This is a genomic window from Kineococcus rhizosphaerae (genome assembly GCF_003002055.1).
Taxonomy (GTDB): domain Bacteria; phylum Actinomycetota; class Actinomycetes; order Actinomycetales; family Kineococcaceae; genus Kineococcus; species Kineococcus rhizosphaerae.
Genome location: NZ_PVZF01000007.1, coordinates 13088 through 27823, shown reverse-complemented (window position 1 = coordinate 27823; position 14736 = coordinate 13088). Strand labels below are relative to the sequence as shown.

Annotated in this window: 12 protein-coding genes; 11 read left to right on the top strand and 1 reads right to left on the bottom strand. The window is 74.5% G+C overall.

Features of this window, described 5'->3' with window-relative positions:
• Nucleotides 1–34: 34 nt before the first annotated feature.
• Nucleotides 35–988, bottom strand: a complete 954-nt coding sequence (locus tag CLV37_RS14190; RefSeq protein WP_211298651.1) for a sugar phosphate isomerase/epimerase family protein — start codon at nucleotides 986–988, stop codon at nucleotides 35–37.
• Nucleotides 989–1292: 304 nt separating this feature from the next.
• On the opposite strand from CLV37_RS14190, the gene CLV37_RS14185 reads away from it, so the two are divergent.
• From CLV37_RS14185 to CLV37_RS14135, 11 genes are all read left to right on the top strand, one after another.
• Nucleotides 1293–2210: an HD domain-containing protein gene (locus CLV37_RS14185; RefSeq protein ID WP_211298650.1), complete on the top strand. Its 918-nt coding sequence runs from the start codon at nucleotides 1293–1295 to the stop codon at nucleotides 2208–2210.
• Between the two features lie 22 nt (nucleotides 2211–2232).
• The gene (locus CLV37_RS14180) at nucleotides 2233–3327 is read left to right on the top strand and encodes a Gfo/Idh/MocA family protein (RefSeq protein WP_106211478.1); all 1095 of its coding nucleotides are present in this window, start codon (nucleotides 2233–2235) and stop codon (nucleotides 3325–3327) included.
• 18 nt (nucleotides 3328–3345) lie between these two features.
• On the top strand, nucleotides 3346–4281 hold the full coding sequence (locus CLV37_RS14175; RefSeq protein WP_106211476.1) for an MBL fold metallo-hydrolase: 936 nt from the start codon (nucleotides 3346–3348) through the stop codon (nucleotides 4279–4281).
• Nucleotides 4278–5843 (top strand): YcaO-like family protein, encoded by a 1566-nt coding sequence (locus CLV37_RS14170; protein ID WP_106211474.1) that lies wholly within the window; start codon nucleotides 4278–4280, stop codon nucleotides 5841–5843. Before CLV37_RS14175 ends, CLV37_RS14170 begins: the two co-directional genes overlap by 4 nt.
• Nucleotides 5840–7147, top strand: a complete 1308-nt coding sequence (locus CLV37_RS14165; RefSeq protein ID WP_106211954.1) for a glycosyltransferase family 4 protein — start codon at nucleotides 5840–5842, stop codon at nucleotides 7145–7147. Before CLV37_RS14170 ends, CLV37_RS14165 begins: the two co-directional genes overlap by 4 nt.
• Nucleotides 7144–7884: a PIG-L deacetylase family protein gene (locus tag CLV37_RS14160; RefSeq protein WP_106211472.1), complete on the top strand. Its 741-nt coding sequence runs from the start codon at nucleotides 7144–7146 to the stop codon at nucleotides 7882–7884. Before CLV37_RS14165 ends, CLV37_RS14160 begins: the two co-directional genes overlap by 4 nt.
• 171 nt (nucleotides 7885–8055) lie before the next feature.
• The gene (locus tag CLV37_RS14155; protein ID WP_170127268.1) at nucleotides 8056–9093 is read left to right on the top strand and encodes a LacI family DNA-binding transcriptional regulator; all 1038 of its coding nucleotides are present in this window, start codon (nucleotides 8056–8058) and stop codon (nucleotides 9091–9093) included.
• Between the two features lie 65 nt (nucleotides 9094–9158).
• On the top strand, nucleotides 9159–10352 hold the full coding sequence (locus tag CLV37_RS14150) for a Gfo/Idh/MocA family protein (RefSeq protein ID WP_106211467.1): 1194 nt from the start codon (nucleotides 9159–9161) through the stop codon (nucleotides 10350–10352).
• Nucleotides 10353–10363: 11 nt separating this feature from the next.
• The gene (locus CLV37_RS14145; RefSeq protein WP_245885411.1) at nucleotides 10364–11389 is read left to right on the top strand and encodes a sugar phosphate isomerase/epimerase family protein; all 1026 of its coding nucleotides are present in this window, start codon (nucleotides 10364–10366) and stop codon (nucleotides 11387–11389) included.
• A gap of 90 nt (nucleotides 11390–11479) precedes the next feature.
• Nucleotides 11480–14083 (top strand): diguanylate cyclase domain-containing protein, encoded by a 2604-nt coding sequence (locus CLV37_RS14140; protein ID WP_106211465.1) that lies wholly within the window; start codon nucleotides 11480–11482, stop codon nucleotides 14081–14083.
• Nucleotides 14084–14159: 76 nt separating this feature from the next.
• Complete coding sequence (locus CLV37_RS14135) at nucleotides 14160–14660, top strand: CAP domain-containing protein (RefSeq protein ID WP_146149410.1); 501 nt, start codon at nucleotides 14160–14162, stop codon at nucleotides 14658–14660.
• Nucleotides 14661–14736 lie beyond the last annotated feature (76 nt).

The following is a 14736-nucleotide window of genomic DNA, read 5'->3' as shown; positions in this document are numbered from 1 at the left end:
GGCTTCCCGGGTGAGGCGGGCAGGACGGTCCACCTCAGTGGACGGCCGTGGTGCTCCGCTCCTCGAGAACCGTCAGGTCGATCGCGTCCGACGAGCGCGTCAGCGACGGGAAGCGGTCGCGGAGGAACTCCTCGCTGCGCCGGGCGGCCTCGCGGTGCACGGGGTCGTGGTCGTACAGCTCCACGCTGATCCAGCCGTCGTACCCGTCGGCCAGCACCCGGCCGACGGCGTCGAAGTCGACGTCGCCGTCGCCGGGGACGAGGTGCGCGTGCACCCTGCCGGCGATGTCCTCGACCTGCAGGTGACGGGTCACCGGCAGGTGACGGGCGAGCGAACCCAGGGCGTCCTCCTCCTCGACGACGCAGTGGCCGAGGTCCTGGCTCAGCCACAGGTCCGTGCTCCCGGTCCGTTCCAGCACCGCGGCGACGTCGGCGTTCGTCCGGCAGTGGAAACCAGGTTCGGGTTCGATGGCCAGGACCGTGCTGCCGCGGGGGAGCCCGGCGGCGTCGAGGGTTTCGTGCAGCGTGTCGAGCAGCACGGCCAGGGCCTCGTCCAGCCACGCGTCGGCCTGCGCCTCGCTGACCTCCGGACGCCGTTTGCCGGTGGAGAACACCACGAGCGGAACCCCGATGAGGACCCCGGTGCGCACGCCGCGCTGCAGCAGGTCCAGCCGGCGGGCGCGTTCGGCGGGGTCGGGATCCACCAGCGCGGGTTCGAAGGCGTGCTCGCTCAGCAGGTGCGGGTCGCCGGTGGCCAGGCTGCAGGCGACCATGCCGGTCTCCGCGAGGGTTTCGCGGAGGTGGGCCGCGTCGGCGGCGGAGAACGTCCACGGGTCGACGTGCTGGGCGTTGAGCGAGAGTTCGATGCCGTCGTACCCGCGGTCGGCCAGCGTGCGGACGGCGTCGTCGAGGCTGACCGAGCGCAAACCGTTGGCGTTGTAGGCCAGCCGGGCGTGCGAGGTCGGCGACGGCAGGGATGTTTCGGGCACGGGTGCTCCTCGTGATCGCGATGGGTCGCGGGGGAGGGAAGGATCGGGTCAGCGTGGCAGCGTTCCCGCGGCTGCGCTCGTCGACGATAGGCACGGTCCGGCCGGGAGCGCTCCCTGAACCTCCCCACGTGAGGATCGTCACGGGGCGTCCGGTCCGGTGTGCGGACCTCCGGGGAGGGAGGCACAGTGACGTCGTGCCGTTCACCGTGCCGAGCGCAGTCGCTCGAACTCGTCGATGACCTCCCCGCCGCCCGTTCTAGCGGGACCCGACACCGCAAACCCCCGTCCCGAGGCGGGTCCCGTGGTGGAACCCCGCACGCTGCAGCTCCTGCGGGAGGTGGCGGACGTGAAGCGCCTGCGGGACGCCCGTGGCCCGGGTTCCCTGGCCGACCGCGCGTTCGTGCGTTCCTGGCGCGTCCTCCTGCGGGACTGGTCCACCGACCGCGTCCTGGCCCTGGCGCTGCGCGAGGTCGCCCACGCGCTCGTCGCGGCCCGTCTCGCCGGGGTCGACGCCGGTGTCCTGGCCCTGGCCGGCCTGGACCGGGGTGAGCGCCTGCTCGTGCTGCAGCGCGCCTTCGACGCCGTCACCGCGACCGCCGAAGGTGGTTTCGGCGACCTCGCCGACCTGCGCGCCGCCCTGGACCCCGACCCGTTCGCGGAGGACCTCCTCCCGGCCGCACCGCCCTTCGTCGACGCCCTGGTCCGCCAGCCGCGGGCGGGGGCCACCCACCCGGTCCTGCCGCGCGTCGTCGTCGAACCCCCTGAGAGCCACGGCGACCACTGCTTCGTGACCGCGGTGTACTCCGCGCTGGTCGCGCCGCGCTTCGGCGTGGGCCGGGGCGAGGCGTTCCTCGTCGCGCTGGCCCACCACCTGCCCAACGGCGACCTGCCCGACGCCGGCTTCGGAGGCGAGGTCCTGCTGGGCGAGCACTACCTGCGCGTGCTGGCGGTGCTGGAACAGCGGTCCCTGCAGCAGGTGCCGCAGGGCCTCGCGGAGCGCCTGCGGGTGCTGCTGCCGCAGCGCGAGACCACGGAGACCGCCGTGGGGCGGGTCTTCAACACCGCCGACGTCCTGGACCGCGTCCTGCAGGTCCACCACCACGCCCGCGCGGCGGCGTTCACCGCCGCCCAGGCCCTCGACGACCTGGACATCGTCCACCCCGGGACCGTCCAGCGGTTCCAGCTCGACGTCCTGGCCGGCGCGGGCATCCCGGTGCGTTGAGCACCCCGACGAAGGAGCGCAGTTGACCACTCCCGAGGAGCAGACCGAGCACCGGGCCGAGGACCCCCGCACCGGGTGGGTCATCGCGGGCGCGGGCTGGGTGGCCCGCGACCACATGGCGCCCGCGCTGGCCGCCTCCACCACCAGCCGGGTCGTCGCGGTCGTCGACCGGGACCTGCAGGCGGCCCGCGCCCTCGCGGCGCGCTTCCCCGGGGCCGAGGCCCACGACGACCTGACGGCGGCGTTCGCCGTTCCCGGCGCGCAGGTCGTCTACGTCGCCACGCCGAACCACGCTCACCGCGAGGTCGCCCTCGCCGCGGCCGACGCCGGGCTGGCGGTCCTGTGCGAGAAACCGCTGGCCGCCGCCCTGGACGACGCCGCGGCGCTGGTCGCCGGGTGCGAACGCGCCGGGGTGGTGGCCGCGACGGCCTTCGACCAGCGGTTCCACCCCGCCCACGAGCTGATGGCGCGGCTGATCGCCCGCGGCGACCTCGGCACCGTGACCGCCGTGCGCATCGTCTACGCGTGCTGGTTGCCGCCCGGGTGGGCGCCGCCCGGCAGCACCACGGGCGACAACTGGCGCGTCGACCCCGTGCGGGCCGGTGGCGGGGCCTACGTCGACCTCGCCCCGCACGGGCTGGACCTCGTCGGCACCCTGCTGGGTGAGGACGTGGTCACGGCCACCACCCACGTGCAGCACCGCGTCCACGACTACGCCGTCGACGACGGTTCCGTCCTGGTCGGCTCCACCCCCTCGGGGGTGCTGGTGACGATCTCGAACTCGTTCAACACCGTCGAGACCCTGCCGCGCCGCCGGCTCGAGATCGTCGGCACCGCGGGCCAGCTCGTCGCGAACGACACCATGGGGCAGGACGCCGGCGGCCGCGTGGAGTTCATCGACGCCGTCACGGGAGAGTCCCGCGACCTGGAGTTCGACACCACCACCTCGCCGTTCACCGGGGAACTGCGCGCCCTGGAGGCCGCGGTCACCGGCGGGGTGCCGTGGCGCTTCCCGATGTCGCGCGACCTGCGCCTGCTGAACCTGCTGCACGACGCCCTCGGCGCCGGCGTCACCGGGTCCCGTCCCGACCCCGTCCTCGCCGCTCAGGAAGCCTGACCCCTTGGAGGTTGCACGATGACCGGTCCGGACGACTCCCACGCGCTGCGCGGGGTCCGCGCCGCCGAACTCGCCCCGCTGCCAACCCGCGCCCACCGTCAGCACCGGGCGTACTCGTGCACGAACTGCGGGCACTGGCAGCGCTGGTTCGCGCACACCCCGCCGCCGTCGTGCCCGGTGTGCTCCGACGTCCGCAACGAACTGCCCGTCGACGGGTTCGAGTTCCTGCGCGAGACCGAGGTCGACGAGCTCGTCACCACGTCCTGGCGCGAGGCCGTGCCGGGTGTCACCGAGTTCTGGTGCGACCCGGTCGTGGGGCTCGGGTCGCACGGCTGGGTGCTGGAGACCGCCGAGGGTCTGCTCGGTTTCGAGGCCGCCCCGTGGTACTCCGCCGACGCGCTGGCCGAACTGCGCCGTCGCGGGGGCCTGCGCGTCCTGGCCTCCAGCCACGTGCACGGTTTCGGCGGCCTGTGGCAGTTGCAGGACGAGCTCGACCCGCCCGTGGTCTCCGTCGGGGTCCACGACCTCACCTGGACCAAGGCGTTCCGCGTCACCTGGCCCGCCGACGACCGGACGGAACTGGCGCCCGGGATCACGCTGCACCGCACGGGTGGGCACTTCCCCGGGCACAGCGTGCTGCACGACGCCGGCCGCGGTCTGTTCTTCTGCGGCGACTCCCTGAAGATCGACCTCGACGAGCACGGGAACGCCGTGGCGCTGAGCGCCCACAAGGCGTTCCACGCGCAGATCCCGCTGTCGCGGGCCGAACTGCGCAGCATGCGCGAGATCGTGGGCGCGCTGGAGTTCGACACCGTCTTCAGCCCCTTCGAGTTCGCGCGCGGCGTGACGACCCGGCACGTCACGGCCCTGGTGGACCACATGCTCACCAACCCCCCGTCGGCGGCGCCCGTCCCGATGGACCTGCTCACGACGAAGGTGACGGTGCTCGCGTGAAGACCACCCACCCCCTGACCGTCGACCACCCCGTCGAGGAGGGGGACGACCACCGCGCCACCGACGCGTTCCGCGCCGCCCTCGGCGAGCGCGACCGGTTCCAGTTCCCCACCTACCGCCTCGACACCGTGGGGATCCCCTCCTGGTGGACGATCGCGGCGACCGGCGCGTCCGGCGCGGCGGCCATCGGCCACGGTTACGGCGCGACCGACGCCGACGCGCGCCGCTCCAGCTGGGGCGAGTCGGCGGAGCTGGCGCTGCTGCGCCGCACCGTCGCCACCCTCGAGCACCGCCGGGGCACCCGCGCCGACCTCGTCGCCGAGTTCGGCGCGGACGCCGTGCTGGACCCGCCGGCGGTGTGCCTGGACGCCGGGGCCCCCTACGCCCCCGACGCGCCGCTGAACTGGCTGCCGCTGCAGCGCTGGGGGACCGGGGAGCGGGTGTGGGCCCCGGCCGACGTCGTGCTGCGCGACGCCGACGAACTGCCCCCCGGGTTAGTCGACGACCTGCCGCGCCTGGTGACCCGCCACGGCAACGGCCTGGGCGCCGGGGACAGCCTGGAACGGGCCGTGGCCCACGGCATCGGTGAACTCCTGCAGCGCGACGGCAACGGCACCCGGTTCCGCGCCCTGGACACCGGCGTCGTCCTCGACCTCGGACCCGGGGACGAACTCGTGCAGGACCCCGTGACGCGCGAGGCGCTGGCCAAGCTGCGCGCGCAGGGCGTGCGCGTCGTGCCCAAGCTCGCCAACGACTGGTGGGGGATCGTCAACGTCACCGTCGTCGGCGCCGACGAGAACCCCCTGCAACCCGTCATGGTGACCGCCGCCGGCGAGGCCGCCCACCCCGACCGGGAGGTGGCGCTGCGCAAGGCCGTCCTGGAGTTCGCCGCGGCCCGCTCCCGCAAGGCGTTCACGCACGGCGACCTCGACGCCGTGCGCGCCATCAGCCCCGAGGGGTACGTCGACCGCTACGCCGCCGACCCCGCCACCCAGGAGCAGCGGGCGCTGCGCGGGATGCTGGGCTGGCTGGAGCGCGACGCCGCCGGGCTGCGGGCGCTGCTCGAACCGGTCGTGCTGGCCGAGCGCAGCCGCCGCCGGTTCGACACCCTGCCCACCTGGAGCGCCCCCGAAGGCGCCGACGAGCAGCAGGCCCTGTGCGCCCACCTCGTCGGGTTGCTGCGCGCGGAGGGTTTCGACGTCCTCGTGCTGGACTGCTCGCACGACGGCGTCGCCGTGGCCCGGGTCGTCGTGCCCGGCCTGGAGGTCGAGATCGTCAGCTACGGGCGCATCGGCGAACGCGGGCTGGCCGACCTGCTGGCGCGCGGGGACGGCCGGACCGGGCTGCACGCGATCGTCGGCCTGGGGACTCCCGGCGAGGCAGGGGTCCCCGCCACCGCGGTCCCCGTCCACCTCACCGACGCCGCCCGCGAGCGCGTCGGCGGCCCGGCGTGGCTGGACCGCGCCGCGCTCGACCGGGTCCTGGGCGAGCTGTACCCGCTGTACCGCGAACCGGCACTGCACGCGGCCGCCGTGGCCCGCGAGAACGGATGGACCGCATGAGGATCTGCCTCGTCTCCCGCCGCTACTGGCCCGCCGTGTCGGGCATGAGCGTGTACGCGGAGAAGCTGATGGAGGGGCTGGTGGCCCGCGGTCACGACGTCGTCCTCGTCTCGCAGTTCCGGGGCGACCCCGCCGGCAGCGCCGTCTACGGCGGGGGCCCGCCGCCCGCGGACCGGGTCCCGGCCGGCGTGCGCGCCGTCGGGCTGGAGGCGTTCGGCGAGCAGCGCTCGGGCGAGGGACTGCCCGCCGACTTCGACGCGGACATCGCCGCCATGCGCGAGACCGTGGAACGCCTGCACGCCGAGGAACCGTTCGACCTGCTGCACGCCCAGTACGCCTGGCCCACCGGCATGGCCGTCCTGGAGGCGTCCGCCGCGCTCGGCCTGCCCTCGGTGGTCAGCGTCCAGGGCGGCGACGGGCACTGGGTCGGGTTGTGCTGCCCCGCCCACTCCGTCGGGATCCGGACGGTCCTGGACCGCGCCGGGGCGGTGCTCATCGGTTCCCGGACGTTCGCCGACGAGGTCGTCGAGCACCACGGCACGGACCCGGAGCGGTTCGACCTGGTGGGTGGGGCCACCGACACGCGGGCCTTCACCCCCGCCGACGAGGCCGCCGTGGGCGTGCTGCCCCTGGACGCGCCGGTGACGCTGCTCTTCCACGGCCGCATCGACCGCCGCAAGGGCGTCCTCGACCTCCTGCACGCCCTCGCGGCGCTGCGCGCGGAGGGCCGCGACGTGCGGCTGCTGGTGTCCGGGATCGGTCCCGACGTCACCGCGGTCGACGAACTCACCGCCGAACTCGGGCTGGACGACGTCGTGGAGCGGCGGGGCTACGTCCCGTACACCGGCGCGCCCGCCGTCTACCGCGACGCCCACGCGTTCGTCTCCCCGACCCAGTCCGAGGGTTTCTCCAACACGATCCTGGAGGCGATGGCCGCCGGGCTCCCCGTCGTCACCACCCGCACGGTGGGGGTCGTGGACTGCGTCCGCGACGGCGAGAACGGTCTGCTCCACGACGTCGGCGACGTCGCGGGTCTGGTCGACGCCCTGCGCAGGCTCCTCGACGACCCGGCGCTGGGCCCGAAGCTCGCCCAGCAGGCGCTGACCGAGGTGCGCGACGTGTGGTCCTGGCCGGCCCTGACGGAGCGCGTGGAAGCCGTCTACGACCGGCTCGTGGGCACGCCCCCGGACACCTCGTGGACGCAGGTCCCGCCCGCCGAGCGACCCACCAGCACGGGCCGGGGCGTGGAACCGACGACCGCCGACGCGGACTGCCGGTTCCTCGTGACGCCCCACCTGCTGTGAACCGCGCCGGAACCGGTCCCGCGCGGGTCCTCGCCGTCTCCCCGCACCTGGACGACGCGGTGTTCTCCGCCGGGGGGCTGCTGACCGGGCTGGCGGCCGCGGGGGCCGAGGTCGTGGTGCTCACCGTCTTCACCGGCAGCGTGGCGGACCCGACGGGTTTCGCCCTGGCCTGCCAGACCGACAAGGGCCTGCCCGAGGACGCCGACTACATGGCCCTGCGCCGGGCCGAGGACGACGCGGCCACCGCCGTCCTCGGCGTGGGGGGCGTCCACCTGCCCCTGCTGGAGGCACCGCACCGCGGGTACCACAGCGCCGCAGCGCTCTTCGGGCCCGTCGCTGCCGGGGACGAGGGGTGCCCGGACGCCGTGGGGCGGGCTCTGGCGGCGTTCCTCGACGCACGCCCCACGGGTGCGGTGGACCTGCTGCTGGGGCCCCAGGCCCTCGGCGACCACGTTGACCACCGCCACGTGCGGACCGCCGTGGACGCCCTCGCGCGCGACAGGGGTCTGCCCCTGGCCCGGTGGGCGGACACCCCCTACGTCCTGCGCGCCGGGGCGGACACCCCCGCCGGCGACCCCCGGTACCCGACCGAGGAGGAGCTCGACGCCAAGGTGGAGGCCTGCGCCGCGTACGCCACCCAGCTGGGTTTCCAGTTCGACGGGACGGCGGCGATGGTCCGGGCGCTGCGGGCCCTGCCGGAGACCTTCGACCCGCCGCTGCCCGCCGCACCGGTCTGAGACGACCCCCTCCCGCCGGAGGCACACCTCCCGCCCCGACGCGCCGCGTCGCGGGGGCGGGAGGTGTGCCTCGAGCGTGGTGGGAGAGGGGTTGTGGGGGCGGGTGGGGGTGGACTACCGTCCGGAGGCGTCGATGCGCATCGACGCGCAGCGACGGCGGGGGGAGGCGACGTGGCCCGGGCAGCGAACGGCCGGACCGTGACGAGCAAGGACGTGGCACGCGTCGCCGGCGTCTCGCAGTCCACGGTCTCCTACGTCATGAGCGGCAAGCGGCCGATCTCGGAGAAGACCCGCCGCCTCGTCCAGGACGCCATCGACCAGCTCACCTACCAGCCGAACGCGGGCGCCCGGGCGCTGGCCAGCCAGCGCACCCAGGTCATCGCCGTCGTCGTGCCGTTCGACTCCACCCTCGGGGCGGCCGGGCTCATGGCGTTCATCGAGGAGATCACCCTCGCGGCGCGCCAGCACGACCACGACGTCCTGCTCGTCACGGCCGAGGAGGGTGGGGACGGGCTGCGGCGGGTCGCCGGCGGCGCCCTGTGCGACGCCATCGTCGTGATGGAGGTCCGCACCGCCGACCCGCGGGCCGCGATCGCCCGCGACCTGCGCGTCCCCACCCTGTTCATCGGGTTCCCCGCCGACGCCGACGGCCTGCACTGCATCGACTTCGACTTCGAGGCCGGGGCGCGCCTGCTGGTCACCGAGCTCGCCGCCGGCCGCCGCGTCGCGGTGCTCGGCTGGGGCCCGGAGGCCACCGAGCGCGACCTGAACTACGTCCCCCGGTTCCGCCGGGCGGCGCAGGAGGCCGCTGCCGCGCAGGGCGTCGCGCTGGACTGGGTCCCGGTCGAGCGCGACCGCGTCGAGGCGCAGGTGCAGGACGTCCTCGCGGCGGGCCACCGCTCCCTGCTGGTCACCACCGAGCTGACCCGGGTCGTGCACGCCGTCCGCTCCGCCGGTCTGCAGCCGGGCACCGACCTCGACCTGGTCGCCCTGGCCACCGACGCCGACGCGACGGGTTTCCCCGTGCCCGTCACGGCCGTCTCCACCCACCCGCGCGACGTGTCCCGCCAGGCCATGGCCTGGTTGTTCGGGCTCCTCGAGGGGAACTCCGGCGAGGCGCAGGTGCGGTCCGTGCCGGCCTCGATCACCCGCCGCCGCTCCGTCCGGGACCCGCTGCCGGGCCCCACCCCGCCGGTTCCACCGGCCTGAACCGGTCAGTACGATCCGCACCAGCACAGCCACCGACGACGAAGTCCCCGGGAGGACCAGCCAGCATGTCCGCTGACCAGAACGCACTGCCGGAACTCGGGGTCGCCGTCGTCGGCCACTCCTTCATGGGCGCGGTGCACTCGCACGCGTGGCGCTCGGTCGACCACGTCGGGACCCCGCGGTTCCGCACCCGGCGCGTCGCCCTCGCCGGCCGGGACGCCTCCCGCGCGCAGGCCGCGGCCACCCAGTTCGGCTGGGAGGAGGGCGTCGACGACTGGCGCTCCCTGATCGAGCGCGACGACGTCCAGGTCATCGACATCCTCACCCCGGGCGACTCGCACGCCGAGATCGCCATCGCGGCCCTGCAGGCCGGCAAGCACGTCATCTGCGAGAAGCCCCTGGCCAAGACGGTCGAGGAGGCGCAGCGCATGACCGAGGCCGCGCAGGCCGCCGCCGCGCAGGGCGTGCGGTCGATGGTGGCGTTCAACTACCGCCAGGTCCCCGCGATCGGGCTGGCCAAGCAGCTCGTCGACGCCGGCCGCCTCGGCGAGGTGCGCCAGGTGCGCGCGGTCTACCTGCAGGACTGGATCGTCGACCCCGACTTCCCGCTGACCTGGCGGCTGCAGAAGGACCGCTCCGGCGCGGGCGCGCTGGGCGACATCGGCTCGCACATCATCGACGCCGCGCAGTTCATCACCGGCCAGCGCCTCACCGGCGTCTCCGGCACGGTCGAGACGTTCGTCAAGCGCCGCCCGCTGGAGGCGACCCGCACCGGCGCGAACACCGGCCTGGGCGCGGAGGCCTCCAGCGAGTACGGCGACGTGACCGTCGACGACGCGGCGGTGTTCTTCGGCCGCGGTGACGGCGGCGCGCTCATGACGTTCGAGGCCACCCGCATGGCGACCGGCCGCAAGAACGGCATGCGGATCGAGGTCAACGGGTCGAAGGGCTCGATCGCGTTCGACTTCGAGTCCATGAACGAGCTGCACTTCTTCGACGGTTCGATCCCCGCGGCCGAGAACGGTTTCCGCCGGATCCTGGCGACCGAACCCGAGCACCCCGGCGTGGCGAACTGGTGGCCGGCCGGGCACGGCCTGGGCTACGACCACCCGTTCGTGCACGAGCTGCAGGAGTTCCTGGGCGCGATCGCCGACGGGCGCGACCCCTCGCCGAGCTTCGCCGACGGCCTGCAGGTCCAGCAGGTCCTCGAAGCCGTGCAGCGCAGCGCCGAGAACAACTCGCAGTACACCGAGATCTGAGGAGGAGAACCGTGGCCGAACCGCTGAAGACCCCCCGTCCCGTCACCCTGTTCACCGGCCAGTGGGCCGACCTGCCGTTCGAGGAGGTCTGCCGCCTCGCCTCCGAGTGGGGTTTCGACGGCCTCGAGATCGCGACGTGGGGCGACCACCTCGACTCCACCCGCGGCGCCACCGACGACGACTACATCGCCGAGAAGAAGGCGACGCTCGACAAGTACGGCCTGAAGGTCTGGACGATCTCGGCGCACCTGTCCGGGCAGGCCGTCTGCGACCTCATCGACGAGCGCCACCAGGACATCGTGTCCGTCGACGTGTGGGGCGACGGCGACCCCGAGGGCGTCCGCCAGCGCGCCGCGCAGTACGTGAAGGACACCGCGCGCACCGCGGCCCGCCTCGGCGTGAAGACCGTCACCGGGTTCACCGGGTCCTCGGTGTGGCACACCGTGGCGATGTTCCCCCCCACCCCCGAGGCGATGGTCGAGCGCGGGTACCGGGACTTCGCGGACCGCTGGAACCCGATCATCGACGTGTTCGACGAGGTCGGGGTGAAGTTCGCCCTCGAGGTGCACCCCTCGGAGGTCGCCTACGACTACTGGACGACGAAGCGGACGCTGGAGGCCATCGGCCACCGCGAGGCGTTCGGCCTGAACTTCGACCCGTCGCACTTCGTGTGGCAGGACCTGGACCCGGTGCCGTTCCTGCGCGACTTCGCCGACCGCATCTACCACGTGCACTGCAAGGACTCCCGCAAGCAGCTCGACGGCCGCAACGGCCGCCTCGGCTCGCACCTGCCGTGGGCGGACTCGCGCCGCGGCTGGGACTTCACCTCCGTCGGCCACGGCGACGTGCCGTGGGAGGCGATCTTCCGCGAGCTGAACAACATCGGTTACGCGGGGCCGACGAGCGTGGAGTGGGAGGACGCCGGCATCGACCGCCTGCGCGGCGCGCCCGACGCGCTGGCGTTCGTGCGGGGCCTCGGTGAGCTGTTCCAGCCGCCGGCCGCCGCCTTCGACGCCGCCTTCAGCTCCAAGGGCTGATCTCAAGGCTCCTGCCCGTCCGGTCGATGGAGACCGTGGTGCGTCCAACCCCCGGCGCGCCACGGTCCCGATCGCCGGAGGTGCCCCACCGTGTCGTCCGTCCCGGGACGTCTCGTCGAGGCCCCCCGTGAACCGGCCCTGCTGCGGGGGACCTGGCGCCGCCGGCTGGTCTTCTGCGCGCTGTTCGCGGCGGCGACCCTCGTGGGCCGCAGCGCCCAGGCCGACGGCGCGCACCTCGCGATCTTCTGGCCGGCGTCGGCCGTCGGGTTGCTGTGGGTCGCGGGCTCGCCCGGCCGGCGCGGTCGCGTCGTCGACGGCGCGGTGGTCCTCGCCCTCACCGTCGCGCTGCGGGTCCTGACGCACATGCCCGTCGCGGAGTCGGCGGTCCTGGCCTGCGCGGCCGTCGTCCAGGCCTTCACCGGGGCGCTCACCTACCGCCGCCTGCAGCCGGACGGCTTCCACCTCGCTAGGCCCGCGCACCTGCGTTCGCTGGCCCTGTCGTCCCTGAGCGGAGCGCTCGCCTCCACGCCCGTGGCCGCGCTGGCCTTCGCCGTCACCCCCGGGGTCCCGGTGCCCCCGTCGGCGGCGCAGTGGCTGCTGCGCACGGCGGTGTCGACGTTCGTCGTCCTGGCGATCGTGCTGCGCGCCGCGGAGAGCCGTCCCGGCGCCCCCGGCAGCGAGGCGCGCTGGCCGGAGCGGTGCGCGGTGTCCGCTGCGTTCGTCGTCGCCTACGGGCTCGTCTTCTGGCTCCTGCCCGACGCTCCCATCGCCTTCCTCGTGCTGCCCGTCGCGGTGTGGGTCGCGCTGCGCCGCACGACGACGGCCGCCACGGTGAACGTCGTGCTGGCCACGGTCGTCGTGGTCGTCTCGACGTGGGCGGACCGCGGCCCCTGGGCGGGGTTGGACCCCGACGTCCAGGCCCTGTGCGCCGACGCCTTCGTCGGGACCCTGGCGTTCGTGACGCTCGTGCTGGCCCTGTACCGCGACGAGAGCGTCGAGAACGCCCGGGCGGCCGCCGAGCAGGCCGACCTGCTCACGGCCGTCTTCGGCTCGATCTCCGACGCGGTCTGCGTCTTCGACCGCCACGGGGACTCGCTGCTGCGCAACCCGGCCGCCGAGACGCTGCTGGGCACGAAGGTCCCGGTCCAGCGTCGGCAGTGGGACGAGCGGTACGGGTTCTTCCACCCCGACGGGACCCGGTTCGCCGACGCCGAGCTGCCGATCGTGCGGGCCCTGGCCGGGGAGTCCGTCGACGGCCTCGACCTGCGCCTGCACACGCCGCGGACCCCCGAGGGGCTGCACCTCAACGTCAGCGCCCACCCGTTGCCTCACGGGCACGACGCGGTGTGGAGCGGGGGCGTGGTCGCCGCCTTCCACGACGTCTCGGAGGTGCGGGCCGCGGCGGCCCGCGTCCGGCGGGCCCACGACCTCATGAGCGACGTCCTGAGGGCCGCCACCGAGCACTCCATCATCGCCGTCGACACCCGCGGCACGGTGACCCTGTTCAACGAGGGGGCCGAGCGGATGCTCGGCTGGAGCGCGCAGGAGGTCGTCGGCGGTGACGTCGCGCGGGTGCTCGACCCGCGGACGCCGGCGGAGCGCGGCGACGAACCGACGACCGGGCGGTCCACCTACGTCCGCGCGGACGGCTCCACCGTCCCGGTGAGCCTGACGACCTCGCCCATGCACGACGAGGCCGGGCGGGTCGTCGGCTGGATCAGCATGGCCACGGACGTCTCGGAGCTGGAGAACTCCGAGGAGCTGTTCCGGGTCGCGCTGGACACGGCGCCGGTCGGGATCGCCATCCTGGGCACGGCGGGAGCCGACGCGGGCCGCCTGCTGCGCGTCAACCGGGCGCTGTGCCGGTTCACGGCCCGGCCGGAGCCGGAACTGCTGGGCGCCGGGTTCGCAGGGCTCGTCGAGGGTGAGGAACCCTTCGACGACGCGTTCGCCGACGTCCTGTACGGCTTCACCCGCGAGCAGCAGCTCGACGTCGTGCTGCGCACGGCCGACGGCCGGCGGGTGCAGGCGCAGCTCACGGCCTCGCTGGTGCGCCCGCGCGGGGGTGCGGTGAGCCTGCTCTGCCTCGTCGAGGACGTCACCGAACGCCGTGCGGCGCAGGCCGAGCTGCGGCACACCGCGCTGCACGACCCGCTGACGGGGCTGCCCAACCGGCGGTTGTTCCTGGACCGGCTGGAGCACGCGGTCGCGGCGGCCGCGCGCGGGGCCGGGCACGCGGGGCTGCTGTACGTCGACCTCGACGGGTTCAAGGCCGTCAACGACACCGCCGGGCACCAGGCCGGGGACGACCTGCTCGTGCAGGTGGCGCGGTTGCTCACGGGGTGCGTGCGCCCGGGTGACTCGGTGGCCCGGCTCGGCGGCGACGAGTTCGCCGTCGTGTGCTCGGGACCGACGTCGGAGGCGGACCTCGTCGCGATCGGGACCCGGGTGCTGGCCGCCCTGCGCGACCCCCTCGACGTCGGCGGTCACCAGGCGGTGGTGGGCGCGAGCATCGGGGTGCGGTGGTGCTCGGGGCCGGCGTCGGTGGACGAGCTGGTGCGGGACGCGGACGCGGCGATGTACGAGGCCAAGCGGGCGGGCAAGGGACGGGTCGTCGTGCACCGGGGGGTGCGGGAGGGAACCGTCCTGGCGGCCGTCGCGTCTCAGCCCGATCGCAGCAACAGCGTTCAGTGACCAGTTGTGCACAGGATGTGTGGTTCATCTCACACGACGCACCTGTGCCACGCACAGGACTGGTTGAGTGCGGCGCATGACGACGCACCCCCGGCGCACCCCTCGGCGGGTCGCGCTGGCCCTCGCCGCCGCCGCGACGACCCTCGGCTCGCTGGCCCTGGCCCCCTCCGCCTCCGCGGAGGAGGTCGTCCCCGCGGCTCCCGACCCGGCCGCCCTGCGGGTCCTGGACCTCACCAACGCCGCCCGCGCCCAGGCCGGCTGCGCCCCGCTGCTGCTCGACCCCGCCCTCGGTGACGCCGCCCTGCGCCACACGCAGGACATGGCCGTCCACGGCGTGATGAGCCACACCGGCACCGACGGCAGCACCCCGCGCACCCGGCTCGCCGCCGAGGGCCTGAGCCCGTGGATCACCGCCGAGAACGTCGCCTACGGCTACGACGCGGACGGGGTCGTCGGGGCCTGGCTCGCCAGCCCCGGGCACCGCCGCAACATCCTCGACTGCCGGCTCGTCGCCGTCGGCATCGCCGAGCAGGCCGGCGCGATCGGCCCGTACTGGACCCAGGTCTTCGCCGGGTAGCAGCACCGTCGGCCCGGTCCTCGACGCGCAGCCCACCACGGGCCGGAGGCATGCTGGGACGAGCACGCGGAACCCG